This is a genomic window from Streptomyces sp. NPDC002698 (assembly GCF_042888945.1).
Taxonomy (GTDB): Bacteria; Actinomycetota; Actinomycetes; order Streptomycetales; family Streptomycetaceae; genus Streptomyces.
Genome location: NZ_JBIAQM010000005.1, coordinates 307,420 through 323,127 on the forward strand (window position 1 = coordinate 307,420; position 15,708 = coordinate 323,127).

The window sequence follows — 15,708 nt, forward strand, 5'->3', positions numbered from 1 at the left end:
CCGCCACGCCCTGACCAGGACGTCCGTACGACCGAGCCCCCTGTCGGGCCGCTACGGAGCAGAATCGTCGACGATCTCCACGAACTCGATCGTTGAACGCAAAAGCCCAGCTCAGGAAGTGTCTGAGCCGGGCCTGAAGCGGAGCCCCCTGTCGGATTCGAACCGACGACCTACGCATTACAAGTGCGTTGCTCTGGCCATCTGAGCTAAGGAGGCACGGCGCGCGCGTGGGGCGTGCGTGCCCGTGCAGTGTACCCAGGTCGCCGCGGGGAGCCGTCGGGAGTTTCCGCGAACTTCACCGGCCCCGGGGTGCTGACAGAACACATGAACGCCAGGTAGCGTCCTGACCCGGTTCACTCCTGTGGACTACACCACTATGGGCGTTTCCGTAGTGGTTCACCACCTTTACAACGGATCGTCCGGCACGTTCCTGCCGGTGAAGGGGGCCCATCACCATGGCCACTGTCTCGTTCGACAAGGCGACCCGGATCTACCCGGGTTCCGAGAAGCCCGCCGTCGACGCTCTCGAGATCGACATCGCGGACGGCGAGTTCCTCGTCCTCGTCGGTCCCTCCGGCTGCGGCAAGTCCACCTCGCTCCGCATGCTCGCGGGGCTCGAGGACGTGAACGGCGGCGCCATCCGCATCGGCGACCGCGACGTCACGCACCTGCCGCCCAAGGACCGGGACATCGCGATGGTGTTCCAGAACTACGCGCTGTACCCGCACATGACCGTCGCCGACAACATGGGCTTCGCGCTCAAGATCGCCGGCGTCAACAAGGCCGAGATCCGCCAGAAGGTCGAGGACGCGGCGAAGATCCTCGACCTCACCGAGTACCTCGGCCGCAAGCCGAAGGCCCTCTCCGGCGGTCAGCGCCAGCGTGTCGCCATGGGCCGCGCCATCGTGCGTGAGCCCCAGGTCTTCCTCATGGACGAGCCGCTGTCGAACCTCGACGCCAAGCTCCGCGTGTCGACGCGTACGCAGATCGCCTCGCTCCAGCGCCGCCTCGGCATCACCACGGTGTACGTCACCCACGACCAGGTCGAGGCCATGACCATGGGTGACCGCGTGGCCGTGCTCAAGGACGGTCTGCTCCAGCAGGTCGACTCGCCGCGCAACATGTACGACCGCCCGGTCAACCTCTTCGTCGCCGGCTTCATCGGCTCCCCGGCCATGAACCTGGTCGAGGTCCCGATCACCGACGGCGGCGTGAAGTTCGGCAACAGCGTCGTCCCGGTCAACCGCGAGGCCCTCAAGGCCGCCGCCGACAAGGGCGACCGCACGGTCACCGTCGGCGTCCGCCCCGAGCACTTCGACGTCGTCGAGCACAACGGCGAGGCCGCCAAGTCGCTCTCCAAGGACACCGAGGACGCCCCGGCCGGTCTCGCCGTCTCCGTGAACGTCGTCGAGGAGCTCGGCGCCGACGGCTACGTCTACGGCTCCGCCAAGGTCGGCGACGAGCACAAGGACCTCGTCGTCCGCGTCAGCGGCCGCGCCGTCCCGGACAAGGGCGCCACGCTGCACGTCGTGCCGCGTCCGGGCGAGATCCACGTGTTCTCCACCTCGACGGGCGAGCGCCTGGCCGACTGACGTCCGCGTCATCCGGGCGAAAGCACTCACCCCTGTAAGGGTTGAATTCACCCACGTTGATGAAGAGGGCCCCGCGGTTGACCGCGGGGCCCTCTTCGTTGTCGACAAATACCCCGGCAGACCGGGCATTTCGACCTCCGTACGGTAACCGAACGTCAACCCACTACCCAGAAAAACCAACTTCTCCATCCCCCGAACCGGTGACTAAATGTCGCCAAATCATCACCCCGCGCTACCCTCACTCGCGTGAAGCACTCCACCACTAACCAGCGGCCCCGGCGTGGCCGTGGCCCCGCCCGCCAGATCGGCCGCACCCTCGCCCTCGTCCTGCCTGTCGTCCTGGTGCTCTCCGGGACTCTCGCGGTCACCCAAGTCAACTGGTCGGGGAATCCATCGAGCTCGGTGCTCACCGCGTCCTCCGAGGAGGTCTCGACGCGAGCCGTCTCCCACGCCCCGCAGGACGTCCTGCGCGACAGGCTTCTCCTGGAACTCCAGGAGAAGGACCCGGGCGTGGCCCTCACCCACCTCCAGCAGGCGGTGAACGGCCGGCCGTCCCTCGCGAAGCACTGCGTCACCATCGCCCGCGCCCTCGGCCGCGCCGCGGTCCGCGCGTACGGGCCGACGCGCGCCCAGTCCTACTCCCGGCCCGTGTGCGACACGGCGTTCGCCTCGGGGGTCGCGGCCCGTTCCTGAGGTCACCGCACCCGGCCCGTACGCGCACCTGGAACCGTTCACGCGCCCGGGTCCGCACCCCGGGCCGGTTCCCCTCGGAGACCACGGTTCCCTCCGAGGGGAACGGCCCATCACGGCCGACCGCGGTAACAGCCGGTTAAGGAACGGTTGCCGCGGGGAACCGCGTGCGGGGCGCCACGTACAGTTCGAACATGACCGATCCGAACGCCGCGTCGCGCCCCGTTCAAGCTGTCGTCCTGGCCGGCGGCCAGGGTTCCCGGCTGCGTCCCTACACCGACGACCGGCCCAAGCCGATGGTCGAGATCCCCGGCACCGGGACACCGATCATCGGCCACCAGCTCACCTGGCTCGCCGAAGAAGGCGTGACCGACGTCGTCGTCTCCTGCGGTCACCTCGCCGACGTCCTCCAGAAGTGGCTGGACTCGGCCGACCTGCCGCTCAACGTCACGACGGTCGTCGAGACGGAGCCCCTCGGCCGCGGCGGCGGCCTCAAGTACGCCGCCGCGCATCTGCCGCACCCCGACCTGCCCTGGTACGCGACGAACGGTGACATCTGGACCCGTTTCTCGCTGCGCGACATGGCGGACTTCCACGACGAGCGCGACGCCGTCGCCACGCTCGCGCTGGCCCGTCCGCGCATCCCGTGGGGCGCCGTCAAGACGGACGGCTTCGGTCACATCACGGACTTCATCGAGGCCCCGCCCTCCACCTTCGAGATCAACGCGGGCGTCTACGTCTTCTCGCCCGAGTTCACCGACATGCTCCCCGAGCGCGGCGACCACGAGCGCACCACGTTCCCGCGCCTGGCCCGCGAACGCCGACTGTCCGGCTTCCCGATCCCGCAGGGCGCCTACTGGCGCGCCATCGACACCGCCAAGGACCTCACGGAGGCGGCGAAGGAACTCGCGGCTCTGGGCCGCTAGAGACGCCCGCACGGCCCGTAGGGGAGCCACGGGCGACCCAGGCCGCCCTATGAGGGGCACCCGGGCCGGGACGGCCGAGGTCCTACGAGGGGAACGGCCGGACGGCCGAGGTTCTGCGAGAGCGGGGACCGCGGGCGCGACGACACGACGGCAGGGCCCCGCACATCCGTGTGCGGGGCCCTGCCGTCGTCGCGCCCGGCCCGGCGGGCCGTCGCGCGTCGGTGAGACGTCAGCCCAGCAGGCCGCCCACCAGGCCCGGCTGACCGGTGGACGAGCCGCCGCCGGTGGAGGTGCCGCTCCCGGTGCCCGTGCCTCCGGTGCCGGCGGCACCGCCGCCGCTGCCGCCGCTGCTGCTGCCGCCGCCGCTGCCACCGGTCGACGAGCCGCCGCTGCTGGAGGGACCCGAGCTGGTGCTCGGCGCCCCGCCGACCGGCGAGGACTGCTGGGGCGGGGCCTGACCGCTGCCCTGGGTCTGGCTGGGCTGCCGGCCGCTGCCGGAGGGGCCGGTCTCCTGGGTCGCGCCCGGCGTGCCCGCCGTGTGCGACGGGGTCGCGGAGCTGCTCCGGGTGGGCGCCTTCGAGGCCGAGGGGGTGGCCTTCCGGTGCCGTTCGCCGGGCGTCTCGGGGAGCGGGGAACCGGGCAGTTCGTTGCGCGGGGCCTCGCCGGGACCGGGGACCACGATCCGGCTGGAGTCGCGGACGGCGCCGCCGAGGAGCGAACCGATGAGCAGCGTCAGTCCGACCGCGACGGCCGTGAGCAGCGCGCCGCGCCGCAGCACGCGGGCACGCAGGTCCCAGATGTCGGCGCGCGGCCCGAGCGTGCGCCAGGCCTCGCTGGAGAGCCGTCCGTCGGCGGAGTAGACCGGGGCACCCGCGATGATCAGCGGGGACCAGGCGGCGAGGTAGATGATGTCGGGCGTGTCGTACACGGGCACCGTCTTCCAGCTGACGGTGACGATGAGCGCCGCCGACAGCGCCGCGCCGACGACGGCCGCCACCCGCTGCCACAGCCCGAGGACGGTCAGAACGCCGACGATGACCTGGAAGAAGGCGACGACGAGTCCGGAGCCGACGGGGTGGTGGAGCGCGAACTGCCGCAGCGGCTCGGCGACTTCCCACGGGTGCAGCGTGTTGAGCCACTTCACCATGGAGCCGCGCTTGCCGCCGTCGAAGTAGAGGGGGTCGCAGAGCTTGCCCATGCCGGCGTAGACGGAGATGAATCCGAGGAAGACGCGCAGCGGGAGCAGCACGACGCCCAGGTTCATCCGGCGCCCGGGGTGATAGGCGTGCCGGACCGAGTCGGAGCCGCGCCGCCTGACGGGGGCGTCGCCCGCGGCTGTGTCGTAGCCGTCGTCCTCGTAGCCGTCGTCGTCCCCGAAGTCGGCGTCCGTGTAGGCGTGTTCACCGTAGGGCGGACCGCCGTACCGCGGTTCGTCGTAGGCGCTGCCCGCACTGCGCATCCGGGGCAGCAGCCGCTGCTCTTCGCCGAGGGGGGCGCGTTGGCTGCCGACGAGGGGCGTCTCGACCGTGTCGACGGTCAGATCGCCCGCGTAGCCCGGCTGTTCGCCGATGCGCGGGATGACCCGGGTCGAACCGGCGTCGCCCGCCGGCCCGGTGGAGCCGTGGGGCAGGCCCGCGCTCCGTACCGCCTGGAGCAGGCGGTGGGCGCCGGTGTCGTCCGGCGCGGACTTCCCGCTCCAGACGACGGGCGCACGGCGGCGGGCCCCGCCGGCCGGACCGGCCCCGCCCGGCCGGCCCGGCGCACCGGCGCCGGGAGAGCCCGGGTGCCGCGCGATGCGCGGGGACTGGCCCCGTGACGCACCCGCCAACTGGACGCGGAAGCTCGCATGGTTGACGATGACCTGCGCCGGATCGCTCGGCACCTTCACCATGCTCAGCGCGGGAACGTCGTCGAATCCCGACGAGCGGTCCCCCGTGGGTGTGCGGGGTGTTCTGGTGTCCACACTCATCTAACCGAGTGACGTGTGGTTAGGACACTGCTTTGACCACGCCGACTGTCCGGACCGCGTCAAGATCGTTCCGAACACCCCGGTCACACCACGAGGATGACCGCCCGTACCTCGGGTCAGGCGCGGCGGCGCGCGGCCTCGTACAGCACAACTCCCGCCGCCACACCGGCGTTCAGCGATTCCGCGCCACCGGGCATCGGGATCCGCACCCGGAAGTCGCAGGTCTCGCCGACGAGCCGGGACAGGCCCTTGCCCTCGCTGCCGACGACGATGACGACGGGGCCGCCCAGCGCCTCCAGGTCACCGACCTCGACCTCGCCGTCCGCGGCCAGGCCGACCACCACGAGGCCGGCCTTCTTGTACGACTCCAGGGCCCGCGTCAGGTTGGCGGCGCGCGCGACGGGCGTACGGGCGGCGGCACCGGCCGACGTCTTCCAGGCACCGGCGGTCATGCCGGCCGCGCGCCGCTCGGGCACGACGACGCCGTGGCCGCCGAAGGCGGAGGCGGAACGGACGACCGCTCCGAGGTTGCGCGGGTCGGTCACGCCGTCGAGGGCGACGATCAGCGGGTCCTGGCCCTCGTCGTACGCGGCGGCGGCGAGGTCCTCGGGGTGCGCGTACTCGTACGGCGGGACCTGGAGGACGAGACCCTGGTGGTTGAGCCCGTTGGTCATGCGGTCCAGCTCGGGACGCGGGGCCTCCATCAGGTGGATGCCGCCGCGCTCGGCGACGAGCTGGAGCGCCTCGCGGACCCGCTCGTCGTTGTCGATGAACTGCTGCACGTACAGCGTCGTCGCGGGGACGCCCTCGCGCAGCGCCTCGACGACGGAGTTGCGGCCGACGACCATCTCGGACGTGCCCTTGCCGCCACGGCCCTTGGGGTGGGCGGGGCGGCGGACGATCTGCTTCGCCTTGGCGTTGGCGACGCGGTTCTTCTTGTGGCCCTTGCGCGCCTCGGCGGGCGGGGTCGGGCCCTTGCCCTCCAGGCCCCGGCGTCGCTGGCCGCCACTGCCGACCTGCGCGCCCTTCTTGCCGGACATGCGGCGGTTGTTAGCAGCCATGACCTACCTGTCTGTGTGAGACGTGCGTGCGTACGTAATGAAGTGTGCCGCCCGGAGGTCCGGGCGGCACAATCGATCAAGGCCGACCGAGGTCGGCCGGGACCGCCGGAGCGGGTGCTCAGCGCGGTCCGAGCGTCCAGCGCGGCCCCTGCGGGCTGTCCTCGATGACCAGGCCGGACTGGTTGAGCTGGTCGCGGATGGCGTCCGCGGCGGCCCAGTCCTTGCGGGTCCGGGCGGCCTCGCGCTGGCCGAGGACCAGATGGACGAGGGTGTCGACGACTCCGTGCAGATCGTCGCCGCGGTCGCCCTCCTCGGCCCACTGCGGGTCGAGGGGATCGAGTCCGAGGACGCCGAGCATGGCCCGTACCTCGGCGAGGCGGGCGACGGCGGCTTCCTTGTCGTCGGCGGCGAGGGCGGAGTTCCCCTGGCGGACTGTCGTGTGCACGATGGCGAGCGCCTGGGGCACACCCAGGTCGTCGTCCATCGCCTCGGCGAACGCGGGCGGCACCTCGGCGGACGGCTCGACGACGCCCCCCGCCTTCTCGACCACCCGCTGCACGAAGCCCTCGATGCGCGCGAACGCCGACTCGGCGTCGCGCAGGGCTTCCTTGCTGTACTCGATCATGGAGCGGTAGTGCGGCGTGCCGAGGTAGTAGCGCAGCACGATGGGACGCCACTCCTTGGTCATCGTGGACACGAGGACCGAGTTGCCGAGGGACTTCGACATCTTGTCGCCCTTGAGGGTGACCCAGGCGTTGTGCACCCAGTACTTCGCGAACTCGTCCCCGAAGGCCTTGGCCTGGGCGATCTCGTTCTCGTGGTGCGGGAAGATCAGGTCGATCCCGCCGCCGTGGATGTCGAAGGCGCTGCCCAGGTACTTGTGGGCCATGGCCGAGCACTCCAGGTGCCAGCCCGGACGGCCGCGGCCCCAGGGCGTCTCCCAGCTGGGCTCGCCCGGCTTCACGGCCTTCCACATGGCGAAGTCACGCGGGTCGCGCTTGCCCGTCTCCCCCTCGCCGGACGGCTGGAGCAGGTTGTCGAGCTCCTGGTTGGAGAGCTGGAGATAGCCCTCGAACGACCGCACGTCGAAGTAGACGTTCCCGTCGGCCGCGTACGCGTGACCGCGCTCGATGAGCCCGCGCATCATCTCGATCATCTCGGGGATGTGGCCGGTGGCACGGGGTTCGTACGTGGGCGGAAGGCAGCCGAGCGCGTCGTAACCGTCGTTGAAGGCGCGCTCGTTGTCGTAGCCGATGGACCACCAGGGACGGCCCTGCTCGGCCGACTTGGCGATGATCTTGTCGTCGATGTCCGTGACGTTCCTGATGAACGTCACGTCATAGCCGCGGTACGCGAACCAGCGGCGCATGATGTCGAAGTTGAGGCCCGAGCGGATGTGCCCGATGTGCGGTGCGGCCTGCACGGTCGCGCCACAGAGGTAGATCGAGACGCAACCCGGCACGAGCGGGGTGAAGTCACGGATCTGCCGGGCGCTGGTGTCGTACAGGCGAATAGTCACCACTCCAGGGTAGTGGGCCCCGGGCAGTGCCCCGCGCCCCTTTTCGCGGCAGGCCACGTATTCGTGACATACGGAGGGACCTCGCCGCCCACCGGGCGTCCCGGGAGGGACCTTTCGGGCGAACCGCGGGCGGACCGGGGAGCGTCGGGGCAGCCCCCGCCCCGGTCCCGGAGCGCCCGGACGGCGGTATCACCCGCCCCGGAAGGCTCTCCCCGGCGCACCCGGACAGCCGCCGCTCCCGCTCCACCCGCACGGCCGTATCAGCCACTCCCGGACGGGGGTCCCGGACGGCACTCACGGACGGCGGTCCCGGACGGCGGTCCCGGCGCGCCCGGACGGCCGCCGCTCTCAGCGCGCCCGCACGACCAGTGCCGTGGCGACGGCCATCAGACCCTCGTCGCGGCCCGGGAACCCGAGCCCGTCCGTCGTGGCGCCCGACACCGACACCGGCGCCCCCACCGCGTCCGACAGGATCTTCTGGGCCTCGTCCCGCCGCTTGCCGATCTTCGGACGGGGTCCGACGACCTGGACCGCGACGTTGCCGACGACGAAGCCGGCCTCGCGGACGATCCGCGCCGCCTCCGTCAGCAGGACGACTCCGGACGCTCCGGACCACTCCGGCCGTCCGGTGCCGAAGTGCGCCCCGAGGTCACCGAGGCCCGCCGCCGAGAAGAGCGCGTTGCACGCGGCGTGCGCGACGACGTCCGCGTCGGAGTGCCCGGCGAGTCCGGGCCCCTCCCCCTCCCACTTCAGGCCGGCGCACCACAGCTCCCGGCCCTCCTCGAAGGCGTGGATGTCGGTGCCGATCCCGACCAGCGGGAGCACCAGGCCCTGGACGGAACCCTGGCCGTTCCCCGGTCCGGCCGTCGGCTCCGGTGCCTCAGAACCCATCGTTGAGCCTCCGCCGCGCGAGAACCGCCTCCGCCAGCACCAGATCCAGCGGACGCGTCACCTTGAACGCCTCCTCGTGACCCGGCACGACCACGACCCGCACGCCCAGCTGCTCGGCCATGCTCGCGTCGTCGGTCACGTCGTCGGTCACGGTCTCGTGGGCCCGCAGCAGCGTCTCGCGGTCGAAGCCCTGGGGCGTCTGCACGGCACGCAGCCGCGCGCGTTCGGGCGTGGCCACGACCGGCTCGGGCTCCCCGGCGACGGCCGCGGGCTCGACCTCCTTGACGGTGTCGGCGAGCGGCAGCGCCGGTACGACGGCGGGAGCGCCGTCCCGTACGGCCTCGATGACGGCGTCCACGGTGTCCACGGGGACGAGCGGCCGGGCCGCGTCGTGCACGAGGACGATGTCGATGTCGGGCGGCAGCGCGTCGAGGCCGTACTTCACGGACTCCTGGCGGCTGTCACCGCCCGGGACGACGACGAAGTCGGTGCGCTCGGGCAGCGCGTGCGCGTCGAGCAGCGTCTTGACCTCGGCCGTGCCGTCCGGCGGAGCCACGACGACGACCAGGGAGACGGCGCGCGACGCGGCCATCGCGCGGACGGCGTGGATGAGCATGGGCGTGCCGTTCAGCGCGCGGAGCGCCTTGGGGGCACCCGGACCGAGGCGCACACCTCGTCCGGCGGCCGGGATCACGGCGGCGGTACGGGCCTCCGGCGGCGAAGGGAGCGAAACGTCAGACATCGGTTCCTGTCAGGTTTGTGTGCTCGACCGGGATGGGTATGGCCTGGGGGTACCCCCTGCTCGGGGAGCTGGGGGAGCACCGGGCGCGACGCCTTGACCGGACCCTTCCGTGACATCCGGTCAAGTCGACCGCCCGGTTCGGTATCCCAAGTATCGGTTACGCCGGTATACCTCGGGAAAGCCGATGCCGGGTGAACGCCCGGTTGACCGAATGGGTGCGGGTACGAACATGCCGCAGCGCCCGGCGACAGCAATTCGGCAATTGCGTCATCGGGCACCGCGGCATTTCATTGCGCTTCTGCGCGGGCTTGGGCGTACGTCAAGACGACTCGCGTCTCGGCGACTGAGCCGGCGTCAGGACGCGAGAACCTCGTCGAGCAGGGCCTCGGCCTTGTCCTCGTTGGTGTTCTCCGCGAGGGCGAGCTCGCTCACCAGAATCTGGCGCGCCTTGGCGAGCATGCGCTTCTCACCTGCGGAGAGTCCGCGCTCGCGCTCACGACGCCACAGGTCACGCACGACTTCCGCGACCTTGATGACATCGCCGGAGGCGAGCTTCTCCAGATTTGCCTTGTAGCGACGCGACCAGTTCGTGGGCTCCTCGGCGTACGGCGCGCGCAGCACCTCGAAGACCCGGTCCAGCCCGTCCTGACCGACCACATCACGTACGCCGACGAACTCCGCATTGTCCGCTGGCACACGTACCGTCAGGTCACCCTGGGCGACCTTCAGCACCAAGTAGGTCTTGTCCACGCCTTTGATCTGGCGAGTTTCGATGGCCTCGATCAGCGCGGCCCCGTGATGGGGATAGACCACGGTGTCGCCAACCTTGAACGTCATGTGACAGGTACCCCTTCCGTGGCTATCCAGAGTAACACGGAAACGGCGTCTTCTGAATGGCGTTTTCGCAGGTCAGGGCATATCTCGGGGCTTGACAACCGCAACAGGAACGTGCTGCGAGGGGCGAGCGGAAGAGGGTATTCGCAGGTGGGAGCGGCTGTCCATGCGGAGCGAAACGCGCACGTTACGCACACCCGAAGCCCGTCACCAGGGTCCGAACATCCCGTTTTGTCCTGCTCCAAGAGCGCGAGTTCCGCTACTCCGTTCGACGGGCGGAGCCGAGTACGAGCCGAATCCGGAATTGATCAAGACGTTCGATGATCACGTACTCCGCGGCCCTCGATGACACCGTGATCCTTTTTCGGAGAGCCGGGCATTCATTCCGTGAAATACGCAGGCCTAAGACTGCGGAAGTTATGTGAATGGCGGACGGGACGCGGTCAAAGTAGCGGACACGCCGATGGAGCGGATCGTGTCCGGCGGGGCGCACACCCGGCGCAATGGGGCCCGCGGGCGCATGCCCGGCGCCCGGCGCAACGGGGCCCCGCGGGCGCGTGCCCGCCGCCCGGCGCCGGACGGCCCCGAGCGCGCCCCTCTTCTCCCTCGCACGAGCGAAGTCGGCGGCTTGGGGAGGGTCGGGTGCGGTCGGGCGGGAACGGATCGGTAACCTAAGGCCGCTGACAGACCCTTAGGGCGGCTTTACACAGAGGTCGCCCTGCTTCGCCCACGTTCAAGGAGTTGCCGCCGCCGTGAGCAGCAGCCTTCGACGCGGCACTCTCGCCGCCGCCGTCATCGCGTTCTCGATCGCCTCGCTCGCCGCGTGTGGCGCCGGCAGCGACGCCCAGACGCTGGAGGTCAAGCCGGACAACGCGGCCACCTCCGTGGGCGTCGTCAAGGTCCAGAACGCGCTCGTCATCACCCAGCCCGACGTGAAGGCCACCGGTCCGGCGGTGATCTCCGCGACGCTGTTCAACAACGGCACCACCGAGCAGACCCTGGACTCGATCAGCGTCGAGGGTGAGGGCTCCGCCCAGATCACGCCCGCCGAGGGCAAGGGCAAGCTGACCGTCCCGGCCGGCGGCTCGGTCGTCATCGGCGGCGAGGGCAACGCCTCCGCGGCGCTGTCCAGCCCCTCCGAGACCGTCCTGAACGGCAGCGTCCAGAAGGTCACCTTCTCCTTCAGCGAGACCGGTGACGTGAGCCTGAGCGCGTTCGTCGTCCCGGCCGAGAGCTACTTCTCCACGTGGGGCCCGAGCGACATCCCGGCGGCCCCGGCGACCTCCCCGGCCCCGGTCACCTCGCCGTCCGAGTCGGTCACGGGCTCCCCGTCCGCGTCCGAGTCCGCGTCGGGCGAGCCCGGCACGACCGAGTCGTCGAGCGCGACGGCCACGGCGTCGGCGTCCGAGTGACGCCGACGGCGCGCTAGACAGAGGTCGGCAGGCCGGCACCCGTCACGCGGCCGTACGCGCGCACAGCAGTCCGGTACGCCGAAGGGCGGGACCCCCGGAGAGGGGTCCCGCCCTTCGGCGTACCGCCGTGCCGTACCGCCGTGCCGTGCCGCCCGGGGGACGAGGCCGGTCTACGGCTCGAACTTGTAGCCGAGACCGCGGACCGTCACCAGGTAGCGCGGCGCGCCCGGGTCCGGCTCGATCTTCGCGCGCAGGCGCTTGACGTGGACGTCGAGGGTCTTGGTGTCACCGACGTAGTCGGCACCCCAGACCCGGTCGATGAGCTGCATGCGGGTCAGCACACGGCCCGCGTTGCGCAGCAGCATCTCCAGGAGGTCGAACTCCTTCAGCGGGAGGTCGACCTTGCCGCCGGAGACGGTGACGACGTGACGGTCGACGTCCATCCGGACCGGACCGGCCTCCAGGGCTGCGGGAGCCACCTCCTCCGGCTCCCCGCGGCGGCGCAGGACGGCCCGGATACGGGCGACCAGCTCACGCGAGGAGAAGGGCTTGGTGACGTAGTCGTCGGCTCCTATTTCGAGTCCGACCACCTTGTCGATCTCGCTGTCCTTGGCGGTGACCATGATCACCGGGACGTTGGAGCGGCCGCGCAGCTGACGGCAGACCTCGGTGCCGGGCAGGCCCGGCAGCATCAGGTCGAGGAGGACGAGGTCGGCGCCGTTGCGCTCGAACTCGTCGAGTCCGTCGGGCCCGGTGGTCGCGATGGCGACCTCGAAGCCCTCCTTGCGGAGCATGTACGACAGGGCGTCGGAGAAGGACTCCTCGTCCTCGACGACGAGCACACGGGTCACGGAAGGACCTCCGGGGCAGGAAGCGGTTCGTACGGGGATGTGACGGTGGTCGTCCCGTCGGGCTGCCCGGTCTCGTCCTCTTCGTCGAGTCCGGGCATGTGGTGATCGGTGACGCGGTCGCGGGCCGCGGTCGCCTCCGGCAGCCGCAGGGTGAACGTGGAGCCCTGACCCTCGGAGCTCCACACCGTGACCTCTCCGCCGTGCGAGGCGGCCACGTGCTTGACGATCGCCAGCCCGAGGCCCGTACCGCCGGTGGCACGGGAGCGGGCCGGATCGACACGGTAGAAGCGCTCGAAGATGCGCTCCTTGTCCTTGTCCGAGATGCCGATGCCCTGGTCGGTCACGGCGATCTCGATGTGTTCCCCACCAGGTGCCGTCACCCGGCGGGCGGCTATCCCGACCCGGGTGCGGGCGGGCGAGTAGTTGACGGCGTTCTCGACGAGGTTGCCGAGGGCCGCGGCGAGCTGGCCCCGGTTCCCCCACAGGCTCAGGTCGGCGGTGCCGCCGGCGGCCATGGTGATCTGCTTCGTGCCGGCCTGGTGGCGGCAGCGGTCGATCGCCTCGGCGACCAGTTCGTCGACCCGGACCGGCTCGGCGTCCTCCAGAGGGTCGTCGTTCTGCACCCTCGACAGGTCGATGAGCTCCTGGACGAGGTTGGTGAGCCGGGTGGCCTCTATCTGCATGCGTCCGGCGAACCGCTCGACGGCCTCCGGGTCGTCCGAGGCGTCCATGACGGCCTCGGACAGCAGGGAGAGCGCTCCGACGGGAGTCTTCAGTTCGTGGCTCACGTTCGCGACGAAGTCCCGCCGCACCGCTTCGATGCGGCGTGCCTCCGTCAGGTCCTCCACGAGAAGAAGGACCAGCCTGGATCCGAGGGGAGCCACTCTCGCCGAGACGGCGAGGGCCTCTCCCCGTCCCGTGCCCCTTCTCGGCAGGTCCAGTTCCACCTGACGTATCTCCCCGTCACGGCGGGTGTCACGCGCCATGTGGAGCATCGGTTCGACGGCCAGTTTGCCGCCGCGCACCAGTCCGAGGGCGTACGCCGCCGAGCTGGCCTTGACCACGGCGTCCGCTTCGTCGAGTACGACCGCGGACGACCTGAGCACGGACAGCACGGTGTCGACACCGGGCGGAAGCACGGCGTCGGTGTGCAGGGAGGTGCGGGTCGGGCGTTTCTGGTCGCGCTCGCTCCAGCGGAACGCCAGCATGGCGATGACACCGGTAAGCACTCCGGCGATCGCTGCCGCTGCGGCGACCGCCGCGTTCACGTCCATGCACCCAGGTTAGGCATGCCGTCGCTGCTGGCCACAGCCATCCGAGTGCGAGCTCGAACACTCGTCGCCCAGAGTTCACCCAGGAGCCAGTACCGATTCACTTGAGGTGCCGGAAACGGACGCGTACGGGCCCGAACGTGGGAACGTGGGGTTCCAGGGTCCCTCCGGTGGCCGGTCGGCTGTCGGCCGGCTGTCGGAACAGCCAGGTCCCGGACCCCGGACCCCGGAAGCTGACGTACGAGAGGGACGACCACATGCGTGACGCGTATCACGAGGAACTTGACTCGATCGGCGACGGCCTGGTCGAGATGGCCCGGCTCGTCGGGTCGGCGATCGGGCGCGCCACGACGGCCATACTCGACTCCGACCTGAAGCTGGCCGAGAGCGTGATCGCCGCCGACCAGAGGGTCGACGATCTCCAGCACGAGCTGGAGGCCCGCGCGATAGCCCTGCTGGCACGCCAGCAGCCGGTGGCGACGGACCTCCGTATCGTCGTCACCTCGCTGCGGATGTCCGCCGACCTGGAGCGCTCCGGCGACCTGGCCCAGCACGTGGCCAAGCTGGCCCGGCTGCGTTTCCCCGACCGCGCGGTCCCGCACGACCTGCACGCCACGATCCTGGAGATGGGCCAGCTCGCCCAGCGCCTGATGGCCAAGGCCGCCGAGGTCATCATCACCAAGGACGTCGACCTCGCGATGCAGCTCGAGCAGGACGACGACGAGATGGACCTCCTGCACCGCACGCTCTTCCAGCACCTGCTGGACGACAAGTGGCAGCACGGCATCGAGACCGCCGTCGACGTCACCCTCCTCGGCCGCTACTACGAGCGCTTCGCCGACCACGCCGTCTCGGTCGCCAAGCGCGTCGTCTACCTGGTCACCGGCGAACACGCCGACGAACTGCAGCCGGACATCCAGCCGGTCACGGGGGTGGAGGGCGCGTAGCCCTTACCGGGCGGGAACCAGGAGGGGCACGCAGCCCTTGCCGGGCGGAACCCGGAGGGGCGCCCAGCCCCACCGGGCACCGGCCCAAGGGAGGCCCAGCCCCACCGGGCACGAACCCCGCGGCGCTCAGCCCTGCCGAGCACCGGCCGCGGGGCCCAGCCTCACCGGGCACGAACCCGGAGGTGCTCAGCCCTGCCGGGCACCGAGCGTGGGACGCCCCACCTCGCCGGGCACCGGCCACGGGGTGCCCAGCCCTGCCGGGCGCCGGGCGTGGGGCGCATGCCCTCCCGGGGACCGGCCGGCGACCGGCCTGCCTTGGGCGGGCGCCCCTTTCGCACTCGTGAGGCCGACGGGCCCAGCCGCTCCCATCAGGGAATGGCCGGGCCCGGCCGCGTTCCGGGGCGGTCGTCACCGTGAGGTACGGAGGCGAGCCCGTCCCGGCGGGCGGGTCGGCGGGCCCGGCTTGCCCTGCGGGCCAAGACCGCGGGACGGCCTGCCCGAGTCGGCCCTCGGGCAGGGGCGGCTCGCGGGCAAGTGCGGCTCGCGGGCGGGGCAGCGTGGCCTGGTTCCGGCCCGCCCCGCGCGGGATTCGCACCCTGGGCGCGCAAGACGCCTCAGTGCGCCGTTGATGCGCCCGCCCGACTGGGCATGAGATGGGCGACAGGAGCCGTGCGGCGCGGTGTGCGCCGACGCCTCCGTGCCTGAAGGAGGGACCCATGGCCGAATCCCCCAGCACGCCCGACCCGACCCAGGACCGCGACACCCAACAGCCCGCCGAGATCAAGAACCTCCCTTTGTTCGGCGCCTGCGGCTGCGGCTCAGGCTGCGGCTGCGGCTGCCAGTCGGGCAATCCCTGCCAGTGCGGCTGATCACCTACGTCCGTCCGGAAGGGCCCCGTCGCCACGACGGGGCCCTTCTCCCTTCCTCGGCCACGCGCCCCGGCCCGTCGGCCACGTGCACCGGCCCGCGCTCCTCCGGCTCGGCCCGTCGCACGAAGACGTAC

The 15,708-nt window shown here is 71.1% G+C and carries 14 protein-coding genes and 1 tRNA gene; 6 read left to right on the forward strand and 9 right to left on the reverse strand.

The genetic code is table 11. The features are described from left to right. Positions 1–142: 142 nt before the first annotated feature. Positions 143–216, reverse strand: a tRNA-Thr gene (locus tag ACFYW9_RS10430). Positions 217–455: 239 nt separating this feature from the next. Between ACFYW9_RS10430 and ACFYW9_RS10435 the strand changes: the two genes are divergently transcribed. The 3 genes from ACFYW9_RS10435 (at position 456) to ACFYW9_RS10445 (ending at position 3,208) form a co-directional block, all read left to right on the forward strand. Continuing rightward, on the forward strand, positions 456–1,592 hold the full coding sequence (locus tag ACFYW9_RS10435) for a sn-glycerol-3-phosphate ABC transporter ATP-binding protein UgpC (RefSeq protein WP_351860188.1): 1,137 nt from the start codon (positions 456–458) through the stop codon (positions 1,590–1,592). 246 nt (positions 1,593–1,838) lie between these two features. Next, positions 1,839–2,285 (forward strand): hypothetical protein, encoded by a 447-nt coding sequence (locus ACFYW9_RS10440; protein WP_351860189.1) that lies wholly within the window; start codon positions 1,839–1,841, stop codon positions 2,283–2,285. Between the two features lie 191 nt (positions 2,286–2,476). Then, a complete protein-coding gene (locus ACFYW9_RS10445) occupies positions 2,477–3,208 on the forward strand; it encodes a nucleotidyltransferase family protein (RefSeq protein WP_351860191.1) in 732 nt (243 codons plus the stop codon). Positions 3,209–3,437: 229 nt separating this feature from the next. Here ACFYW9_RS10445 and ACFYW9_RS10450 read toward each other — a convergent pair whose 3' ends face one another. From ACFYW9_RS10450 to ACFYW9_RS10475, 6 genes are all read right to left on the reverse strand, one after another. Continuing rightward, positions 3,438–5,177 carry a DoxX family protein gene (locus ACFYW9_RS10450; RefSeq protein ID WP_389147356.1) on the reverse strand — a complete coding sequence of 580 codons (1,740 nt, stop codon included), beginning with the start codon at positions 5,175–5,177 and terminating at the stop codon, positions 3,438–3,440. A 116-nt stretch (positions 5,178–5,293) separates the two neighbouring features. Next, the gene (gene rlmB / locus ACFYW9_RS10455) at positions 5,294–6,238 is read right to left on the reverse strand and encodes a 23S rRNA (guanosine(2251)-2'-O)-methyltransferase RlmB (protein WP_351860195.1); all 945 of its coding nucleotides are present in this window, start codon (positions 6,236–6,238) and stop codon (positions 5,294–5,296) included. A gap of 118 nt (positions 6,239–6,356) precedes the next feature. Beyond that, the gene (gene cysS, locus ACFYW9_RS10460; RefSeq protein WP_351860197.1) at positions 6,357–7,757 is read right to left on the reverse strand and encodes a cysteine--tRNA ligase; all 1,401 of its coding nucleotides are present in this window, start codon (positions 7,755–7,757) and stop codon (positions 6,357–6,359) included. A 348-nt stretch (positions 7,758–8,105) separates the two neighbouring features. Beyond that, complete coding sequence (ispF, locus tag ACFYW9_RS10465; RefSeq protein ID WP_389147361.1) at positions 8,106–8,648, reverse strand: 2-C-methyl-D-erythritol 2,4-cyclodiphosphate synthase; 543 nt, start codon at positions 8,646–8,648, stop codon at positions 8,106–8,108. Further along, complete coding sequence (ispD, locus tag ACFYW9_RS10470) at positions 8,638–9,390, reverse strand: 2-C-methyl-D-erythritol 4-phosphate cytidylyltransferase (RefSeq protein ID WP_389147364.1); 753 nt, start codon at positions 9,388–9,390, stop codon at positions 8,638–8,640. Before ispD ends, ispF begins: the two co-directional genes overlap by 11 nt. Before the next feature lie 354 nt (positions 9,391–9,744). Then, entirely contained in the window at positions 9,745–10,227 is a 483-nt protein-coding gene (locus tag ACFYW9_RS10475; protein WP_003953493.1) for a CarD family transcriptional regulator, read from the reverse strand. Between the two features lie 749 nt (positions 10,228–10,976). Between ACFYW9_RS10475 and ACFYW9_RS10480 the strand changes: the two genes are divergently transcribed. Continuing rightward, positions 10,977–11,636 (forward strand): DUF461 domain-containing protein, encoded by a 660-nt coding sequence (locus ACFYW9_RS10480; protein ID WP_389147367.1) that lies wholly within the window; start codon positions 10,977–10,979, stop codon positions 11,634–11,636. A 170-nt stretch (positions 11,637–11,806) separates the two neighbouring features. Here ACFYW9_RS10480 and ACFYW9_RS10485 read toward each other — a convergent pair whose 3' ends face one another. Next, positions 11,807–12,487, reverse strand: coding sequence for a response regulator transcription factor (locus ACFYW9_RS10485; protein WP_037622332.1), 681 nt, complete (start codon positions 12,485–12,487; stop codon positions 11,807–11,809). After that, complete coding sequence (locus ACFYW9_RS10490) at positions 12,484–13,761, reverse strand: ATP-binding protein (RefSeq protein ID WP_351860206.1); 1,278 nt, start codon at positions 13,759–13,761, stop codon at positions 12,484–12,486. The genes ACFYW9_RS10485 and ACFYW9_RS10490 overlap by 4 nt, the downstream gene beginning before the upstream one ends. 254 nt (positions 13,762–14,015) lie before the next feature. On the opposite strand from ACFYW9_RS10490, the gene phoU reads away from it, so the two are divergent. Both phoU and ACFYW9_RS10500 read left to right on the forward strand, forming a co-directional pair. After that, positions 14,016–14,705 carry a phosphate signaling complex protein PhoU gene (gene phoU, locus ACFYW9_RS10495; protein WP_389147371.1) on the forward strand — a complete coding sequence of 230 codons (690 nt, stop codon included), beginning with the start codon at positions 14,016–14,018 and terminating at the stop codon, positions 14,703–14,705. Between the two features lie 716 nt (positions 14,706–15,421). Continuing rightward, on the forward strand, positions 15,422–15,574 hold the full coding sequence (locus ACFYW9_RS10500; RefSeq protein WP_328451008.1) for a hypothetical protein: 153 nt from the start codon (positions 15,422–15,424) through the stop codon (positions 15,572–15,574). Positions 15,575–15,708 lie beyond the last annotated feature (134 nt).

Coding starts and splice junctions, on each gene's coding strand:
- ACFYW9_RS10435 (WP_351860188.1), top strand. CDS start 456: ATGGCCACTGTCTCGTTCGACAAGGCGACCCGGATCTACCCGGGTTCC.
- ACFYW9_RS10445 (WP_351860191.1), top strand. CDS start 2,477: ATGACCGATCCGAACGCCGCGTCGCGCCCCGTTCAAGCTGTCGTCCTG.
- ACFYW9_RS10450 (WP_389147356.1), bottom strand. CDS start 5,177: ATGAGTGTGGACACCAGAACACCCCGCACACCCACGGGGGACCGCTCG.
- rlmB (WP_351860195.1), bottom strand. CDS start 6,238: ATGGCTGCTAACAACCGCCGCATGTCCGGCAAGAAGGGCGCGCAGGTC.
- ispF (WP_389147361.1), bottom strand. CDS start 8,648: ATGGGTTCTGAGGCACCGGAGCCGACGGCCGGACCGGGGAACGGCCAG.
- ispD (WP_389147364.1), bottom strand. CDS start 9,390: ATGTCTGACGTTTCGCTCCCTTCGCCGCCGGAGGCCCGTACCGCCGCC.
- ACFYW9_RS10475 (WP_003953493.1), bottom strand. CDS start 10,227: ATGACGTTCAAGGTTGGCGACACCGTGGTCTATCCCCATCACGGGGCC.
- ACFYW9_RS10490 (WP_351860206.1), bottom strand. CDS start 13,761: ATGGACGTGAACGCGGCGGTCGCCGCAGCGGCAGCGATCGCCGGAGTG.
- phoU (WP_389147371.1), top strand. CDS start 14,016: ATGCGTGACGCGTATCACGAGGAACTTGACTCGATCGGCGACGGCCTG.
- ACFYW9_RS10500 (WP_328451008.1), top strand. CDS start 15,422: ATGGCCGAATCCCCCAGCACGCCCGACCCGACCCAGGACCGCGACACC.